The following is a 14,831-nucleotide window of genomic DNA, read 5'->3' on the forward strand; positions in this document are numbered from 1 at the left end:
CGGTTATCCGATGATATTTGAGTCTTAATGGAGCTGATGTAATGAGCTTTTTCTCTATCTATACCCCGGAGGGGGTCCTGCTATCCGTTGGCACAGTGCTGATTGTGACAGGCCTGATGTTTTCCTACACCTTTGTCGGTATCTGTGCCGGCTTTGGTGGAGGATTAACTTCGATGCCCCTCATCACCCTGCTGCTTCCGGTTAAGATGGCGGCACCCATGTCGGTGATTGTGGGGACGGTCACCGCCATCTATGCAACCTGGCTGTCGCGCAAGGAGGTGGATTGGCGATCCTCTGCGGTGCTGATATTGTTTTCGGCGCTGGGGGTACCGGTTGGCTTGTATGCTCTGTCTTACCTGCCGGATGATCTGATGAAGATAGGACTGGGGGCATTTTTGATCCTCTACTCCTTCTACAGCCTGTTTATCCCCAAGCTGCCTATCTATGACCGGCGCTGGATCGCGGCACCCATGGGAGCGATTGCCGGTGCCCTGGGCGCAGCATTCTCTACCAATGGTCCACCTGTGGTGATCTATGGCATGCTGCGTAATCTTGGTCCGGCAGCATTTCGCGGCACCCTGAACGCCTTTTTTACCGCCAACAACATCATTATTATCTCGGGTCTGGTAACCAGCGGGATCCTGACAGTGTCTACGGTCAAGCTGGTCATGTTTTCGATCCCAACCATGATCCTGGGTAGCCTGGTGGGCCAGTGGGTTCATAAGAGAATGCCGGTGGCGGTATTCCGTAAGCTGGTGTTTATCCTGCTGATTGCATCGGGCTCGATGCTGATTAAAGGGGCGGCGGATCTGCCAGCTGCCTGGGTGCTGGGTTCGAGCTTTGGGTTGCTGATTATCTGCCAGTTGCTGTTTGGCAAGAAGGTGGCAGCGATCCGTGCTCAGGAGAGTGCCTGAAGTTTTGTAGCCATGAGATAAAACTGAACTAAAACCTGAATAGAACTGAACTATAACCCTAAGAAATGAAAGGATATCAAAAGATGAACAAATGGTTTAATACCCTGACCCACAACCGCTGGCTCGAACAAGAGACCGATCGTATTTTTGACTTTGGTAAAAAATCTGCAGTTCCGACCGGATTCGGCTGGCTGGGGAATATGGGGCAGGTTCGCGAGGATGTCGGCACTCATCTGTGGATCACCGCGCGGATGCTTCACTGCTACTCAGTTGCTGCCGGAATGGGCAGACCCGGTTCGTTAGCCCTGGTTGAACATGGCATCAAGGCCCTCAATGGCCCGCTGCGTGATCAGCAGCATGGTGGTTGGTATGCCTGCGTCAATGATGAAGGTGTCCTGGATGCATCCAAGCAGGGATATCAGCACTTCTTCGTCCTGCTGGGGGCTGCCAGTGCGGTAACCACAGGTCATCCGGATGCACCTAAACTGCTGGATGATGCGATCGAAGTGATCGAGAAGTACTTCTGGAGCGAAGAAGAGCAGATGTGTCTTGAGTCCTGGGATGAGTCCTTTAGCAAGACCGAAGACTACCGGGGCGGTAATGCCAACATGCACGCCGTTGAAGCCTTCCTGATTGTCTATGATGTGACGGCGGATCGTAAGTGGCTGGACCGTGCTCTGCGCATCTCTTCTGTCATCATCCATGATGTGGCGCGTGCCGGTGAGTACCGGGTGAACGAGCACTTTGATACCAACTGGAATCCAATTCGTGATTACAACAAAGAGACTCCGGCGCACCGCTTCCGCGCCTATGGCGGAACCCCGGGTCACTGGATCGAGTGGGGGCGCCTGATGCTGCACCTGCGCGCAGCCCTGCAAGCTCGGGGTGAAACGGCTCCACAGTGGCTGCTGGAAGATGCCAAGGGGCTGTTTGATGCCACTATCCGTGATGCCTGGGCACCCGATGGGGCCGATGGATTTGTCTACACTGTGGACTGGGATGGCAACCCGATTGTTCGTGAGCGCGTTCGCTGGCCGATTGTTGAAGCGATGGGTACCGCTTATGCCCTGTTTACAGTGACCGGTGATCACCAATATGAGGCCTGGTATCAGAAGTGGTGGGATTACTGCGATAAATATCTGATGGACTTCGAAAATGGCTCCTGGTGGCAAGAGCTGGATACCAACAATGAGGTCACCACCAAGGTTTGGGATGGTAAACAGGATATCTATCACCTGCTGCACTGCCTGGTGATCCCTCGCTTGCCGCTTGCTCCCGGATTGGCTCCGGCGGTTGCCGCCGGTTTGCTGGATGTGAATGCGAAATAGCATCCAGTAACCAGGTGACTGGTTAGGAGTTACCTACCGTTTCGAAAGCCCTGAACAGTCAGGGCTATTCGAAACGGTTTATCACGCCAGGGAGCGTTTGATTCAATAGCGTTCAGTTACTGCTCCAATCTTAGCCACGCAAGTCACAGTTCTTATTCATCATAACTCCTGCCACTTTGCATCCTTTCTCCCGCCGGCTTGGCTCTTACCTCAATACGCCTGCTAGGGCCTTTTCCGGATAAACCGGTTCATCTCATGAAAGCAGCTTTGACTTTGATCGCTGACTCGCAAGTCACATCCATGTTGCTCTACTGCAGCATCCTTGCTGCAGAAGGCCAGCTTAACAAAGCTCAAAGCTGCACTTGAACTTGAGAGGCGCGAATAACTACCCGGATTACACAAAAATGCTCTAGGGTAAACCCGATTCATGCTCAAGATCACCTGAGTCACCCTCCAGCTCACCTGACTACCAAGCATAGGTGTTGGTCAGGCCACAAAAATACAATTTCATGAACATTTATGGACATTAAGTGGGCTTTGTGAGGCTCATGTCACAGTCATTGTGATTGATATTGGTTAAGTTGTTTCGAAAGTTGACATTTATTGGGGTCTTGATGGTCATTTGTGTCTTTTTAAGCTGTCAAACAGACACTTATTTGATGAGAGGCCCAGGGCAGGGAGCCTTAAACCCGTTCACTAACCCTTTAATCTGATGCCTCAGCGGGGCATCCTCAACGGAGACTGAAGATGAATCACAGCTGCGACAAACCGGCCGGACGCCGGTTAGCTTTCAGTGAGAAATTTTCCTACGGTATGGGGGATCTGGGATCGAATCTGCTACTGGATATCGGCACCCTTTACCTGCTCAAATTCTACACCGACGTGCTGGGGATCCCGGCAGCCTATGGTGGTGCCATTTTTCTGGTGGCTAAGTTTTTTACCGCTTTTACCGATATCGGCACAGGTCTTATCCTCGATTCGCGTCGGCGCATTGGACCTAAGGGCAAGTTTCGTCCCTTTATTCTCTATGCCTCCTTCCCGGTTGCCCTGTTGGCGATCGCTAATTTTATCGGCACAGATTTTAGTATCACAGGCAAAACCATAGTCGCGACTATCCTGTTTATGCTCTACGGGTTGTTCTTCAGTCTGATGAACTGCTCCTACGGCGCCATGGTGCCGGCGATGACCAAGAACGTGGATGACAGGGCACAACTGGCAGCCTGGCGTCAGGGGGGGGCAACCATAGGTTTGCTGCTGACAACCGTGGGTTTTGTGCCGATTCTCAAGCTGTTTGACTCCAACCCTCAACTGGGCTATATCCTGGCATCCAGCGTGTTTGCTCTGGTGGGGCTGGCCTGCATGTGGTGGTGCTATCGAGGGGTCCGCGAGTATCACGTGGAGGCGGTAAAAGAGCCCGCGGCTAGCCGTCCCGGCCTGTTGCAATCCTTTAAGGCGATCGCCGGGAATAAGCCTTTGTTTGTGCTGTGCATCGCTAACCTGTGCACTTTGGCGGGTTTTAACATCAAGCTCGCGATCCAGATCTACTATACCCAGTATGTACTGCATAACACCGAGCTGATGTCCTACATGGGCTTTTTTAGCATGGGCTGTGTGTTGATTGGGGTACTGTTGGTGCCTTCGGTGGTGCGCCGTTACGGCAAGAAGTCGGTGTATCTCGGTGGCCTGGCACTATGGGTGGTGGGTGATCTGCTCAATTTTCTGTATGGAAACTCCCCGGTGACCTTTGTGCTGTTCTCCTGCCTGGCCTTTTTTGGCACTGCGTTTGTGAATAGCCTTAACTGGGCGCTAGTGTCGGATACTGTCGAGTTTGGTGAGTGGCGTACCGGAGTACGCTCCGAGGGTACCATCTATACCGGATTTACCTTTTTCCGCAAGATGTCCCAGGCATTGGCCGGTTTTTTCCCGGGGGCGATGCTGAGCATTATCGGTTATGTGCCCAACGTGGAGCAGACCTCCGATACCGTGGAGGGCTTAAGGCAGCTGATCTTTATCTATCCGGGCGCTCTGGCGCTGCTGACCGCCCTCGCCATGGGCCTTTTCTATAGCCTCAATGAGAAACGTTACAGCGAGATCATCAATGATCTTGAGCAGCGTCGTTTAAGCGTCTAGTGAGCTATTGACGCAGCATGAGGCTGCGTCGTTGTTTGGCAACCAAGAGGAACTATTTATGGCCAACCGACATCAGTCCCCCTGACTCTGAGAGAAAAGCTGGCCTATGCGGTAGGGGATGTGGGAAACGGCTTTATGTACGATCTGGGGCAGATCTACCTGCTTAAGTTCTACACAGATAGCCTGGGTCTTCATCCTGCCGCTGCGGGTGGCGTGTTCTTCTTTACCAAGATCTTCGATGCCTTTACCGACTTTAGTGTCGGTACCTGGGTTGATAAACGCCGCCGCCTCGGCAAACGTGGTAAGTTTCGCCCCTTTATCCTGTTTGGAGCGATCCCCCTTGGGCTTGCCACCGTTGCTTCCTTTTATAATCCGGGGCTGAGTGTCACAGGTAACCTGGTATGGGCCTATCTGACCTATATGCTGTTTGGCCTCATCTACAGCATAGTGAATATCCCTTATGGCTCGATGATCCCGGCAATGACTCAGGATCCTGTGGAGCGGGCTCAGCTGTCGGCGTTTCGCCAGGGGGGCTCAAACCTGGCACTACTGATCACCACGGTCCTGTTTGTCCCCCTGACCAGCATGATGCCAACCTCATCCGAGGGCGCTATGATAGTCGTCAGCATCTTCGCCCTGAGTGGGGTATTGTTGCAGCTGTGGTGCTATGCCAATGTGCGTGAGCACAATGTGGTGATAGAAAAGGTGCAGCCACAGGTTGAGTTTAAGAAGGCGTTTAGCGCCCTGCTTGGCAACACCCCCCTGCTGCTGCTCTGCCTGGCGAGTCTATTTACCTTCTCCGCCTTTAACGTCAAGCTGGTTGTCCAGGTTTACTACCTGCAGTACGTCCTAAAAGATATCTCTTTGCTGCCCTATATGGGATTTTTCAGTATCGGTTGTGTATTTTTAGGAGTAGCCTGTGTGCCCTGGCTATCGAAGACCTACGGCAAGAAGCTCACCTTCATGCTTGGTTGCGCCATCTGGGCGACCGGGGATCTGGTGAACTACTTCTTTATTCACAATCACTTCGGCTTTATCTTTTTCTCCTGCGTGGCATTTTTCGGCAGCGCCCTGATCAACAGTCTGAGCTGGGCCATTGCATCGGATGCGGTTGAGTATGGACAGTGGCGCTCCGGGATGCGTACCGAGGGGATGGTGTACTCGTTTTTTATCTTCAGCCGTAAGCTGTCTCAATCGATCGCAGGTCTGGTTCCCGGTGTCGTGCTCGCTTTTGTGGGCTATGTGCCAAATGTGTTGCAAACCGCCGAGACACTGGTGGGCATCAAGCTGCTGATGTTTGTCTATCCCGGGGTGTTGGCGCTTATCACCCTGCTCATCTGGCATTATGGATATCGGTTGGATGAGGATCGTTATGAGCAGATCCTCTGTGAGTTGCGAAGCACTTCGTAGCAATAAATGGAGCTATCCGGCGGCAGGTGTTGGATCCGCGCCGCAGCAAGGCCTTGAGATAGCAACTGCCCATTCGGGTGAGCCGTTGCTATCTCAAGGGAGGTCTCTTCTTAGGATATCGATTTTGGCAGCCGCAGCTCAGGTGCCAGATAAAATCCCCGGGTCACTTATCATCGAGTGACCTCCAGCCATCATTTCGGCTCAAATCTCCTTACAACCCTTCACCTGTGGCTGTTGCTCTTCCTGGGTCGCTTCAAAATGGCTTTGTACTCAAGCATGCCGGGCGGCAATGAAACACAGATAACTGAAGTCAGACTCCTGTCTTTGCTGACACCTGTGTGTCTCTCATGCCGCCGCTGAGCCCTCACCAAGACTCGTAACGATACGATTTTTGTTTCAGTACTGCCTGTTTTTGTTAGCTTGATCACGATTGAGAGAATTACCTGACATTTTTTAAGGTTTTTACGGGCGCAGGGATTAAAAAATTTATATGATCCGGCCCCGCTGGATTAATAGAGACTGGGTTCTAACCGGGTCTTATCACAGATTTTGTAGTATTGAGTGATATTGTTTTCTATCTGTTAACTCCTTGATTTAAACCTCGTCGGCCTCCTGAGGAACGGATAACTACATGCCAGAAACAGCAGTAACAATTGGCTCCTTTTTGCTCTTCGTTTTTATCGTAGCGCTCTATTCCTATCAAAAGACCAAAGGGGTTAGTGAGGATGGGGTGAGCGGTTTTTTCCTGGCCGGGCGGGGGCTGAGTGCCTCCTTTATTGTGGGCTCCCTGCTGCTTTCTAACCTTTCGGCCGAGCAGCTGGTGGGGCTTAATGGCAATGCCTATCGCTTTGATATCAGTGGGTTAGCCTGGGAGAGCACGGCGGCGCTGGCAACCATAGTGATGGCTCTGTTTTTCCTGCCCCGTTACCTGAGGCGTGGGATCAGCACCATGTCGGAGTTTCTTGAAGAGCGTTTTGATGCCACGACCCGGCGGATGGTGAGCCTGATGTTCCTGGTGGGCTATACCCTGATGGTCAACCCTTCGGGTCTTTACCTCGGGGCGATCACCATGGATAAGATGTTCGGTCTGCACCAATCCCTGCAGCTTTCTTATGAGAGTTCGATCGCAATCCTGTGTGCGGTGATGGGGACGGTTTCAGGCTTGTATGCAGTATTTGGAGGTCTGAAGGCGGTGGCGGTTTCCGATACGATCAACGGTGTGATCCTGCTTGCTGCGGCGCTGCTGATCCCGGTTTTGGGGCTGATTGCCCTGGGGCATGGCTCTTTTCTCGGGGGAGTCGGGATGCTTTTGCAGCAACATCCGCAACAGCTCAATGCGGTCGGTGGTGCTCAGGCCAGCGTTCCCTTCTCGACTATCTTTACCGGCATGCTGGTGGTGAATCTTTTTTACTGGTGCACCAACCAGATGATTATTCAAAGGGCCCTGGGGGCAAGCTCGCTGGCACAGGGGCAAAAGGGGGTACTTCTGGCGGGCTGTTTTAAATTGCTGCTCCCTCTGGTGTTGGTTCTGCCGGGTCTCATCGCCTTTAATCTTTTTGGAGGGGGATTACCCCATCCGGATGTTGCTTATCCAACTCTGGTACAGGCACTTCTGCCCTGGTGGCTGAGCGGGCTGTTTGCAGCGGCTCTGTTTGGTACCGTAGTGAGTCATTTTAATAGTATTATCAACTCGGGAGCGACCCTGTTTACTCTGGATCTCTATCAGCCGCTAAGCGGGTGTCGCGATGAAAGAAAGCTGGTGTGGGTCGGTAAGCTGGCCTCGTTGGTTATCGCGATTATCTCGATTGCGATAGCCCCACTGCTGCTACATGCTTCCAGTGGTATTTTTGAGCTGATGCGTAAGGCGACCGGATTTTACAGTGTCCCGATCATTTGTATTGTATTGATGGGCTTTTTGACCCGGCATGTTCCCGCGCTGGCGGCCAAGTGGGTACTGGTGTTCCACTTGCTGGCTTATGGAAGCTACACTTTTTTTCTCAAGCGCTACTTTGCTCTCAATTTTATTCATGTGATGGGATTGCTGTTTGTGATTGAGGTTGGGATGATGTGGTTTTTTGGCCACTACCGCCCTCAGCGGAGTTATCAGCCCAGAGCCATGCGTCCCGAGATCCCGATGCGTCCCTGGCGATATGCCCGCCTGGTCAGTACCTTGATTGTTGCAGCTCTGGTCAGCATCTATATCACCCTTTCGCCTTTGGGGGTTGCGAAGCCGGGCCCGGTGTCATGGCATTATCCAATATTGCTGCTCTTGGTTTGGGGCCTGGCTGTCGTGGCTTATTTTCTGAAATTCAATTCAGAACGAACGGTAAATACAGTAATTATTCATGCGAAAACGAACCAAACAAACTGTCAAACTGGATGATGTAGCTGCGCTGGCCGGCGTCTCACCTTCTACTGTCTCTTTATATGTGCGCCATCCCCACAAGGTTTCTGAGAAAAGTGGCAGCAAAATTCGCCAAGCAATCGATGAGCTGGGATATGTGCACAACAGGATCGCCAGTCAGTTTACCGGTGGGCGAAGTCACACCATGGCCGTGGTGGTTCCCTCCATTGCCAATATCATCTTCGGCCGAACTTTGCAGCAGATTGAAAAACGGATCAGTGCCGCTGGTTATCAGTTACAGATCGCCTCCCATGATCACTGTCTTGAAAAGGAGGAGCAGCAGATCCGATCCATGCTTGAATGGTCTCCCGCGGTGATCGCGGTGACCGGCTTGGAGCATACACCCAATACCCTGAAGCTGCTTAAGTCCAGTGGGATCCCCGTGGTCCAGATGTGGGAAGTGGGTGGAGATGATTTTCCGGCTCAGGTTGGCCTGGATCATTTCAAGGCAGGCTTTGAGGCGGCTCGCTATCTCTATGAATCCGGATGCTCTAAGGTGGCTTACTTCACTGTGCGACTCAAGGATGATATACGGGCGCAAAAGCGCAGCGCCGGCTATCTGGAAGCGGTACGCCAGTTTGGGGAGCACCCGCCGATTATCCTGGATATGCCCCGAAGTGATAATACTTTTGAGACCTCGCGTAATTTTTTGACTCGTACCCTGGTGAAAGATCGGGGGTTGGATGGGATCATTGCTTCCAACGATGATATTGGCACCGCGGTGTTGATGGAGTCCTTTGATAAGGAGATTGAGATCCCAAGGCAACTCAGTGTGATGGGATTTGGCGATTTCCCACTCAGCGCACACTTGTCGCCTCATTCGCTCAGTAGTGTCAATCTCAATACGGATCGGGTGGCGGAGGCTGCGGCGCAGATGATGCTCAGACTCAGCGAAGAGGAGGGGTATCGGGGAGAGGTGGTCGATGTGGGGTATGAGATCATTCCCCGGGGCAGTACTCGCTTGTTGATCTGATGAAGCCGCTCCACCTCTGAGTTGCCAGGGGAACCTTGAAGGGAGCCGTATCGTTTTTTACTTTGGTTGCGTGAGATTCCCCCCTTGAATCGATAAAAAAAGGAAGGGTATAGTCAGGGTTGTGTGCTGTGAATCAAGGATGGCTGATGAGATTAAACTGCGACATGGGTGAGAGCTTTGGACTCTGGGCGATGGGAGAGGATGCGCAGGTGATGCCCTGGATCGATATGGCGAATATCGCCTGTGGCTTTCATGCTTCGGATCCTCAAACCATGGCGAAAACCGTAGAGCTGGCGGTTCGGCACGGGGTGCAGATCGGGGCGCATCCTGGCTATGAAGATAAGCCCGGATTTGGCCGGCGCAGCATTCCCCATGCGTTACCCTCCATTACCCAGCTGTTGGTCTATCAGGTAGGGGCCCTGGATGGCATCTGTACCCTTTATGATTCTCATGTGAGCTATGTAAAGCCCCATGGCGCTCTGTATAACGATATGATGGCGCGTCCCGAGATCTTCGAGGCGATTCTCAAGGCGATTGCCGCGTTGAACCAGCAGCGAAAAGAGCCTCTGCCTCTGATGATCCTGGCGCGATCCGATAACCGGGCCTATAGTGATTTGGCGCGTGATTACCAGGTCTCGCTGCTCTGCGAGGCATTTGCTGATCGAGCCTACAGCGCGGATGGGGCATTGGCTCCCAGGGGGCAAACCGGCAGTGTATATCAGGATCCACAGCAGATAAAACGCCAGGTGGTTGAGCTTGCCGCAGGCAGGGTGACCAGTATCGAGGGCCAGTCTCTTAAGCTATCGGCCGATACAATCTGTGTTCATGGTGATAACCGGGCTTCGATGGAAATTATCAGTGAGCTCAGGGGGCTTATGGCTAAAAATGATTAAGATCCAGCCTGTCTCTGAGGTAGCCCTGATGGTCTATCTGGGGGAGCAGATAGAGATCTCCCTGACCCACAAAATCGTCCAGCTCACAAACTACCTCGAAGCCCGCTATGCTGGCGCCCTGGTTGAGCTGATCCCTTCATACTGCTCCCTGATGGTTCAATATCATCCCAGGCGAGTGGACTATGAAACCCTGGTTCAGGGGATCCGGGCTTGGGAGCTGCTTGATGAGCCTTCTAATGTATCGGGCAAAGAGCTCCAGCTGCCGGTTTATTATCATCCCGAGGTGGCACCGGATCTTGAGCCTGTAGCCAAACGCTACAGCTTATCCATTGAACAGGTGATCGAATACCATTGCCTGCAGCAATACACTGTGTGTGCCATCGGTTTTGCGCCCGGGTTTGCCTTCCTGGCCTCGGTTTCCCCCAAGATTGCCACGCCACGCCATGATGAACCCCGGCTGGTGATTCCGGCGGGAAGTGTCGGGATCGCCGATCAGCAAACTGCCGTGTATCCAAGCCGTTCACCAGGTGGCTGGCAGATCATAGGTAACTGCCCGCAACGAGTGTTTGATCCCGGAAGCTCGCCGATGAGCCCCTTTGAGGTGGGAGACACAGTGAAGTTTAAGCCGATCGATAGGGCTGAGTTTGTGGCGCTGGGAGGTGAGATATGTCCGAGCTGGAAGTAGTTCACCCCGGGGTACTGAGCCAGGTTCAGGATCTGGGGCGCTTTGGAGTGGCTCGCGCCGGGCTCAGCCAGGGGGGCGCGATGGATCTGAACGCTTTTTGCTGGGGGAACCATCTTCTTGGAAACCCCATCGGCGCCCCTCAGGTCGAGCTCACCCTGGGACGCAGCGTGTTTATGGCACACCGGGATATGCTGTGTGTGCTGACCGGTGCCGATATGCATGGGCGGATCGGGGATCGCGCCATTGAGCCCTGGCAGACATTTATCCTAAGAGCCGGTCAACAGCTTAGTTTGGGATATGCTCGTCATGGCTTGCGCGCTTATCTGGCCGTTGAGGGGGGCTTTGAGATTGAGCCTGTGCTTGGGAGCTGTGCAACCGTCACCCGCAACCAGCTTGGTGGGCTGGCAGATGGAGAGCCTCTTCAGGCCGGGGATCGCCTGGCGGTCGGTGATGGCCATGGTCAAAAGGCTGGCCGAAGCGTGCCCTGGCGATATATTCCAGATTACAGCCAGCCGCTTAAGCTAAGGGTGATTGAGTCCTATCAGCAGACACTGTTTACTGATGAGGAGAAGCAGTCATTTTATGGGGGGGAGTATCGGGTCAGTCAGGCCTCGGATCGCATGGGATGCCGGTTGCAGGGACCAGAGGTGAGCGCTGAGGTGGGGGGGATTATCTCTGAGGCGATTGAGCTTGGGGCGATCCAGTTTCCGGCCAATGGTCAGCCGATCATCCTGTTGAGCGATCGGCAAACCCTGGGTGGCTACCCCAAGCTTGGCTGCGTGGCACGAGTCGATCTACCTGCCTTGGCTCAGGCCAAACCCGGGGACAGCATCCGGTTTGTCAAAGGGGATTTGACTGAGCTTCGCCGACAGTGGTGCGAGTTCTCAAGGTTTTTTGGCCTGCCGTTTTAGGTTGATTTGCCCTGCCAGCGGCTGTTTTGTGCCTGTGGCACAATTGTCCGGCCGCGGACTGCGGGTCAGGGGGACTGCTCACCCAGTTCCCCTAACAACCCCTAGGGTGCCTCTCGATTCGTGGAGATCCTGAAAATCACTTACTCCTTGATACTCAGCATAGACACGTCGCATACCATCCATGATATGCCTACCTAGTTCGATATCCCTATCTCTCGCTCTGTCTCTCCGGGAGAGACTCCTCCCTTGGCGTGACTATGTACTCATGGCGTCCTGCCATTCGGCTTCACTCGCATTATGATTTTCGGGCACGAATCAAAGGGGAAGTAACTCCCCGTGAGCGAGCGCTGAGGCGAACGATAAACCCACTATTTTTGTTTTCGAGGCAGGATGCCGAGCACCGGAGCTTGATGGAGGGACCCATCACGCGAAGGGAGCTTTTGATTAACCTGAGCTGCGCATAAGAGGGGAACTAAAAGCTCAAGCTGCGATCTGATCGTTTGTCCAGAACCATCAATCGCCAAGGAGCTTGGGCATGATCAATTTAGAAGCTATTTTCGTTGATGTCGATGATTTCTGTCAGGTCTTTCTACCCGCTTGGCAAAAACAGCAGATCTCCTTAGGTGTGAAGCAGCGGAACAGACCCTCTCGCCTGGCTGTCAGTGAAGTGATGACCATCGTCATCGCATTTCATCGCTTGGGCTTCCGAGACTTTAAATCCTATTATCTTCAGTTTGTCTGTAAGTACTGGAAAAGTGAGTTCCCCGGCCTGGTGAGTTACACTCGGATGTTGAAATTGATGCAAGCGACCCTGATCCCTTTGTGCTCCTATCTCACCCACAGACAAGCAAAACCTACTGGGATTGCATTCGTCGACTCAACAAAACTTCAGGTTTGCCATAACCTTCGCATCCCTCGACATCAAGTATTTGAAGGTGCAGCCAAGCGTGGCAAAGGAACCATGGGGTGGTTTTATGGATTTAAATTGCACCTTATTATCAATGATCAAGGTGGTGTTATCTCGGTCAAATTAACCCCAGCCAATGTTGATGACAGAACTCCTCTTCCTGAAATGTGCGAGCAGCTCTGGGGTTCACTCTATGGAGATAAAGGCTATATTTCAGGACCACTTGCAGAAGAGCTGGCAGACCAAGGGGTCACATTAATTACCAGCATCAGGAAGAATATGAAACCAAAGTTGATGCGGCTATGGGATAAGCTGATGCTTCGCAAACGCTTCATCATTGAAACCGTCTTTGATCAGCTGAAGAACATCTCTCAGATAGAACACTCACGGCATCGTAGCTGCGTCAGCTTTATGGTGAATCTCCTTGCTGGCCTCATTGCATATACCTTCCAGGAAAAGAAGCCGAGCATCCGAATGTCTCGGCTTGAAAAGGAAGCGCTTATGCAGATCTGAGGTTGATTACTTTTGGCGGTACAAAAGTAATGTGCTGCCGGCTTCCCGGCAATAATGCAGCGCAGCTGCAAAAAGGCTATTCGCAGGATATCTGAAAAGTTCGCTTTTGATACAAAGTGAACTTTAGCCATGTGTCCTTCGGACAGAGTATTTGTGCCTGTGGCACAATTGTCCGGCCGCGGACTGCGGGTTAGGGGGACTGCTCACCCAGTCCCCCTAACAACCCCGAGGGCGCCCCCCGATTCGCGTTGATCCTCAGAGCCACTGGTTTTATGAGGTACGCAGAAACGAGCCATCCATGGCTCGACCCTGCTTTCAGGATATCCATATCCTTCAATCTCAAACACCAACGTGACCCTTCGGTGCGAATCAAAGGGGAGTTTAAACCCCGTGAGCGAGCGTTGAGGCGAACCGTAGGGGATTTGTGCTCTTTTCGAGGCATACCGTAGCTTGATGGAGGGACTCATCTTGCGAAGGGAGGTTTTGCTGACTTTTGCCGGTACAAAAGTCAGGCGCTGTCGGCGCCCCGACATATTCTGTGGCGAAGCCACAATATTAGCTGCATGCAATGCCACCAAACTCGCTATTGGTACAAAGCGAATCTGGATAGATTGACCTGCGGTCAGCAGTTTGTACCTACGGCACCCTGGTATTTTCTTCATCTTCAAGTTTCAAATTCGCAGAGGTACAGGCAAACAGTACGTCCATGTACTGGATGCCTTTTCATCGCGGATATCATCCATGATAAGCTGTGCCTTAATCCTTAGGGAAGCCGAAGACTCAGCGAGGTCCGGGGCGCCAGGGGATTGCAAAGGGGAAAGGCGTTTGCCCCTTTGCTTGCCGGTCGGGCAAGACCGACACTTGCCACATAGTGGCAAACAGCCATCTGCAGAATATATATGAAGTTCGTAGTACGAGCCTTAGTTCAACGTAAGTCCTGCATCGACGATATAGTTTTGACCGGTGCAGCCGCAGGATTCATCAGAGCCAAGAAAAAGAGCGAGCCTGGCACAGTGGGTGCCATCCAGGCGGATCTTGAGAGCCTGGAGTTCAATAAACCGGTCGATCTGGGTAGGATCCAGCTCGGCCCACATTGAATCCTGTTTCGCGGTGCGGATCGCCCCGGGAACCAGGCTGTTGACCCGAATGCCGCGATCGCCAAGCTCCTGAGCCAGAGTTCGGGTAAAGCCGTTGATCGCAGCCTTGGAGAGTGAGTAGCAAACCCGCCCGGGGCGACCACGCATCCAGTTAATCGAGCCCATGTTGATGATGGATCCCGAGCCTTTTTTGGCCATTCCCTCAATGACACACTGAATGGCAAAAAGCTGGTGGCGCAGGTTGATGTTGATCCGGTTGTCGAAATACTCCTCGGTTATATCTTCAAGCTTATGGTGGTCATCACAGCCAACGTTGTTGATCAGGATATCAACATCCCCAAGATTGGCTGCAACTTGTGCAAAACAGTCTTTGAGCTGTGAAGTGTTGGTCACATCACAGTACAGAAATAAACAGCCCAGCTCTGAGGCAAGCAGTTCAGCACTTTTCTTATCAAAATCCAGGAACGCAACCTTTGAGCCCTGGCTAACATAGGCTCGAACCAGCTCCTCGCCGATCCCATTCGCACCACCTGTGATGACAACTACTTTATCTTTCAATGATTGATAGGAAACCTGATTTTGGTAGTTCATTATTATGTTCCAATATCGTTATTAATGGAGGCCGCAGGGGATGGTCGCCATTATATCTGATACCGAAACCAACAG

Annotated in this window: 11 protein-coding genes; 10 read left to right on the forward strand and 1 reads right to left on the reverse strand. The window is 52.6% G+C overall.

The features are described from left to right. Positions 1 to 41: 41 nt before the first annotated feature. The 10 genes from DB847_RS08275 (at position 42) to DB847_RS08320 (ending at position 13,068) form a co-directional block, all read left to right on the forward strand. Positions 42 to 914 (forward strand): sulfite exporter TauE/SafE family protein, encoded by an 873-nt coding sequence (locus tag DB847_RS08275; protein WP_108650256.1) that lies wholly within the window; start codon positions 42 to 44, stop codon positions 912 to 914. 83 nt (positions 915 to 997) lie between these two features. Next, positions 998 to 2,242 (forward strand): sulfoquinovose isomerase, encoded by a 1,245-nt coding sequence (gene yihS / locus DB847_RS08280; protein WP_108650257.1) that lies wholly within the window; start codon positions 998 to 1,000, stop codon positions 2,240 to 2,242. Positions 2,243 to 2,989: 747 nt separating this feature from the next. Further along, positions 2,990 to 4,372, forward strand: coding sequence for an MFS transporter (locus tag DB847_RS08285; protein ID WP_108650258.1), 1,383 nt, complete (start codon positions 2,990 to 2,992; stop codon positions 4,370 to 4,372). 135 nt (positions 4,373 to 4,507) lie between these two features. Further along, on the forward strand, positions 4,508 to 5,782 hold the full coding sequence (locus DB847_RS08290; protein WP_108650259.1) for a glycoside-pentoside-hexuronide (GPH):cation symporter: 1,275 nt from the start codon (positions 4,508 to 4,510) through the stop codon (positions 5,780 to 5,782). A gap of 631 nt (positions 5,783 to 6,413) precedes the next feature. Beyond that, on the forward strand, positions 6,414 to 8,165 hold the full coding sequence (locus DB847_RS08295; RefSeq protein WP_108650260.1) for a solute:sodium symporter family transporter: 1,752 nt from the start codon (positions 6,414 to 6,416) through the stop codon (positions 8,163 to 8,165). Beyond that, positions 8,128 to 9,159, forward strand: a complete 1,032-nt coding sequence (locus DB847_RS08300) for a LacI family DNA-binding transcriptional regulator (RefSeq protein ID WP_108650261.1) — start codon at positions 8,128 to 8,130, stop codon at positions 9,157 to 9,159. Before DB847_RS08295 ends, DB847_RS08300 begins: the two co-directional genes overlap by 38 nt. Positions 9,160 to 9,305: 146 nt before the next feature. After that, a complete protein-coding gene (locus DB847_RS08305; RefSeq protein WP_108650262.1) occupies positions 9,306 to 10,052 on the forward strand; it encodes a 5-oxoprolinase subunit PxpA in 747 nt (248 codons plus the stop codon). After that, positions 10,045 to 10,737, forward strand: coding sequence for a 5-oxoprolinase subunit PxpB (pxpB, locus tag DB847_RS08310; protein ID WP_108650263.1), 693 nt, complete (start codon positions 10,045 to 10,047; stop codon positions 10,735 to 10,737). Before DB847_RS08305 ends, pxpB begins: the two co-directional genes overlap by 8 nt. Continuing rightward, the gene (locus tag DB847_RS08315) at positions 10,719 to 11,648 is read left to right on the forward strand and encodes a 5-oxoprolinase subunit C family protein (protein ID WP_108650264.1); all 930 of its coding nucleotides are present in this window, start codon (positions 10,719 to 10,721) and stop codon (positions 11,646 to 11,648) included. Before pxpB ends, DB847_RS08315 begins: the two co-directional genes overlap by 19 nt. A 535-nt stretch (positions 11,649 to 12,183) precedes the next feature. Further along, the gene (locus DB847_RS08320; protein ID WP_108650265.1) at positions 12,184 to 13,068 is read left to right on the forward strand and encodes an IS982 family transposase; all 885 of its coding nucleotides are present in this window, start codon (positions 12,184 to 12,186) and stop codon (positions 13,066 to 13,068) included. 920 nt (positions 13,069 to 13,988) lie between these two features. Here DB847_RS08320 and DB847_RS08325 read toward each other — a convergent pair. Continuing rightward, a complete protein-coding gene (locus tag DB847_RS08325) occupies positions 13,989 to 14,756 on the reverse strand; it encodes an SDR family NAD(P)-dependent oxidoreductase (RefSeq protein ID WP_108650266.1) in 768 nt (255 codons plus the stop codon). Between the last annotated feature and the right edge of the window lie 75 nt (positions 14,757 to 14,831).

Origin of the sequence: Dongshaea marina (assembly GCF_003072645.1) — a bacterium.
Classification (GTDB): Bacteria; Pseudomonadota; Gammaproteobacteria; order Enterobacterales; family Aeromonadaceae; genus Dongshaea; species Dongshaea marina.

Excerpts from the sequence above, each read along its gene's own strand:
- DB847_RS08275 (WP_108650256.1), top strand. The coding sequence starts at position 42 with ATGAGCTTTTTCTCTATCTATACCCCGGAGGGGGTCCTGCTATCCGTT.
- yihS (WP_108650257.1), top strand. The coding sequence starts at position 998 with ATGAACAAATGGTTTAATACCCTGACCCACAACCGCTGGCTCGAACAA.
- DB847_RS08285 (WP_108650258.1), top strand. The coding sequence starts at position 2,990 with ATGAATCACAGCTGCGACAAACCGGCCGGACGCCGGTTAGCTTTCAGT.
- DB847_RS08290 (WP_108650259.1), top strand. The coding sequence starts at position 4,508 with ATGTACGATCTGGGGCAGATCTACCTGCTTAAGTTCTACACAGATAGC.
- DB847_RS08295 (WP_108650260.1), top strand. The coding sequence starts at position 6,414 with ATGCCAGAAACAGCAGTAACAATTGGCTCCTTTTTGCTCTTCGTTTTT.
- DB847_RS08300 (WP_108650261.1), top strand. The coding sequence starts at position 8,128 with ATGCGAAAACGAACCAAACAAACTGTCAAACTGGATGATGTAGCTGCG.
- DB847_RS08305 (WP_108650262.1), top strand. The coding sequence starts at position 9,306 with ATGAGATTAAACTGCGACATGGGTGAGAGCTTTGGACTCTGGGCGATG.
- pxpB (WP_108650263.1), top strand. The coding sequence starts at position 10,045 with ATGATTAAGATCCAGCCTGTCTCTGAGGTAGCCCTGATGGTCTATCTG.
- DB847_RS08315 (WP_108650264.1), top strand. The coding sequence starts at position 10,719 with ATGTCCGAGCTGGAAGTAGTTCACCCCGGGGTACTGAGCCAGGTTCAG.
- DB847_RS08320 (WP_108650265.1), top strand. The coding sequence starts at position 12,184 with ATGATCAATTTAGAAGCTATTTTCGTTGATGTCGATGATTTCTGTCAG.
- DB847_RS08325 (WP_108650266.1), bottom strand. The coding sequence starts at position 14,756 with ATGAACTACCAAAATCAGGTTTCCTATCAATCATTGAAAGATAAAGTA.